Genomic DNA, 2,349 nt, shown 5'->3' on the forward strand with positions numbered 1-2,349 from the left:
CCACCCGCAAGACCGGCCTGGCGTCGTTCACGGTCTACCGCAGCCGCAACGGTGGCACGGCGACTGTTTACACGACACCGACGATCACCGAACTGTCGGCAGCCAACATGCCGGGCGTCTATTCGCTGCTGATCGACGAAGACACGACCATCGCGTCAACGTCCGATGCCGAAGAGCAGGTGCTGCACATCACACAAGCGAGCATGGCCCCGGTCACCCGCGTCATTGAGCTTTTCCGCCGCGACACCACCACGGGGCGCACCGCTACTGTCGACGCGAATGGGCGCGTTGACGTTTCTGCTATTCAAGGCACCAGCCAGACGGCCCGAGACATCGGCGCCAGCGTGCTGCTGTCATCTGGCACCGGCACCGGCCAGGTGAGCCTCACGGCCGGCGTAGTGTCGGCGAACGCTACCCAGATCTCAGGCGCCGCGGTGAACACTGCAAGCGCTCAGCTCGGCGTCAACGTCGTGAATGCAGGCGGAACAGCATGGAACTCGGGCGCGATCACGGCGAACACCTTTGCGGCCGGTGCGATCACCGCGGCGAAGTTCGCGGCAAACGCCCTCGATGCCGTGTGGTCGACCGCGACACGCGTGCTGACCGCTGGCACCAACATCGTGCTTGCGAAGGGAACCGGTGTCACCGGTTTCAACGACCTGGATGCATCCGGCGTGCGCAGTGCTGTCGGCATGGCGTCTTCCAATCTCGACACGCAGCTTTCGACATTGTCGACCAACGACACGGCCATCAGCAACAAGCTCGGCGCTCCAGCCGGCGCCTCTGTCTCGGCCGACATCGCGGCGGTCAAGAGCGACACTGCCGCGATCAAACCCAAGACAGACAATCTGCCGGCCGCTCCTGCCGCCGTCGGCGACATCCCGACCGCGAACCAGAACGCCGACGCATTGCTTGACCGTACATCTGGCATCGAGCCCGGCTTGACCCCTCGGCAGGGCTGGCGGCTATGGTCTGCGGCGCTGCTCGGCAAAGCGAACGGCCTCGGCACCGGAACAGCCATCTTCCGGGACACCAACGATACGAAGGACCGCATCAACGCTTCGGTCGACCAGGACGGCAACCGACTTGCGGTCATTCTGGACGCTAGCTGATGTTTGCTGACCGCTGGTTCGGCAAGCGCTATTACGGCAACCGCTACTTCGGCCCAAAGGGCGCAGATCTCGATTCGCTATTCAAGCCAGGCGGCGGCTACTACCGCAAGCCGGTCAAATATGTTCGTGACGGCAAGGTCGTCGATCTCAATGAGCCGCCAGCGCAGATCCTGGAGGTGGCCGAGTGGCCGGCGCTATCGCCGGAAATCATCAACGCGCTGCTCGCCGGTTTCCAAGCCCCGCCGATCGAATTTCCCGACGCGGCAGCATTGGAGCGGCGTCTTGGCCGGATGGTGATCGATAGGGAAATGGCGGCCATGCGTGACGATGACGACGCGGTGCTGCTACTCCTCTAAGCCCAACTTCTTGCGGACATGCGCAAGATGCTCTTCGTGCTGGCGTTGAAGTTCAAGGAGCGTTGCCAGAAACTCTTCGGCTTCCCCGGTTGGAAAGCCCTTGTCCTTGAAGTCAGCGATAATCTCGTGCTGGCGGGCGATGTGTTCACGTCCCTTCTTGACGTGTCTCATCACCATTTGCAGTTCACCGTCGTTTTGCATGCCTGAACTGTATCACAAGCGGCTTAGAATTTCGCACTGACACCTTGCAACCTGTACCCGCCCCAAAAGCAGGACAGGACATTGGCAAGGTACGTTTTCCGAGATGGCATCTTCGTCGACCGGCGAACCGGCGTTCCAATGGAAAAGCCGTTCGCCGGGCAGGTCGTCATGCCAAACGTCATCTCCGACATCCCGGACTACGCCTCGCCGATCGATGGCCGAATGATCACGTCACGGTCGGAGCGCCGCGATGATCTGAAGCGCAACAACTGCGTCGAATACGAGCCAAGCCTGTCACCGACCAAGGGCAAATTTCGCAACCCCGACTTCTGCAAGAAGCGGGGCCTTCAGGTGTCAGAGGAATTTCGATGAGCGCTGCTGTAGCAGAAAGCCTAGCCAACAACGCCCCGCCTGCGGGTGCCCTCGCCGAGACGGCGAACAGCAATGCCGCGGCGACTGTCACAGACGACGCTGCGCTGGAAGCGATCTGGAACAAGCACGAGCGCGATAATGGAGCTGAGCGGGATCAGGGCAAGTTTGCCAGCCCCGATCCGGCCAAGAAATCTGCTGCCGAGGCCGCTGAACCGGCGGGTACTGGCGGCGATGGTGGAGAGGGACAGGCCGGCGATAGTCTGACGCCTGGCGCCGAGCAGGTTCCTCTCCCGGCCAACTGGCAGGGC

Annotated in this window: 5 protein-coding genes; all 5 read left to right on the top strand. The window is 62.2% G+C overall.

Going from position 1 to position 2,349, the window contains the following annotated elements; genetic code table 11:
* Positions 1-1,112: hypothetical protein (locus tag EOA75_RS31960; RefSeq protein WP_164747719.1), on the top strand; the 1,112-nt coding region annotated here is incomplete at its 5' end.
* Positions 1,112-1,468 (top strand): hypothetical protein, encoded by a 357-nt coding sequence (locus EOA75_RS31965; protein ID WP_127216412.1) that lies wholly within the window; start codon positions 1,112-1,114, stop codon positions 1,466-1,468. The genes EOA75_RS31960 and EOA75_RS31965, both read left to right, overlap by 1 nt.
* A gap of 27 nt (positions 1,469-1,495) precedes the next feature.
* Positions 1,496-1,675 (top strand): hypothetical protein, encoded by a 180-nt coding sequence (locus EOA75_RS34320; protein WP_164750568.1) that lies wholly within the window; start codon positions 1,496-1,498, stop codon positions 1,673-1,675.
* A gap of 75 nt (positions 1,676-1,750) precedes the next feature.
* On the top strand, positions 1,751-2,041 hold the full coding sequence (locus tag EOA75_RS31975) for a hypothetical protein (protein ID WP_127216414.1): 291 nt from the start codon (positions 1,751-1,753) through the stop codon (positions 2,039-2,041).
* On the top strand, positions 2,038-2,349 hold a 312-nt coding region (locus EOA75_RS31980; RefSeq protein WP_206517100.1), incomplete at its 3' end, for a hypothetical protein. The genes EOA75_RS31975 and EOA75_RS31980, both read left to right, overlap by 4 nt.

It is taken from the genome of Mesorhizobium sp. M1A.F.Ca.IN.022.07.1.1, assembly GCF_003997575.1.
Lineage (GTDB): Bacteria > Pseudomonadota > Alphaproteobacteria > Rhizobiales > Rhizobiaceae > Mesorhizobium.

What these genes read in the sequence shown, in the direction of transcription:
- EOA75_RS31965 (WP_127216412.1), top strand. Translation starts at nt 1,112, where the DNA reads ATGTTTGCTGACCGCTGGTTCGGCAAGCGCTATTACGGCAACCGCTAC.
- EOA75_RS34320 (WP_164750568.1), top strand. Translation starts at nt 1,496, where the DNA reads ATGCTCTTCGTGCTGGCGTTGAAGTTCAAGGAGCGTTGCCAGAAACTC.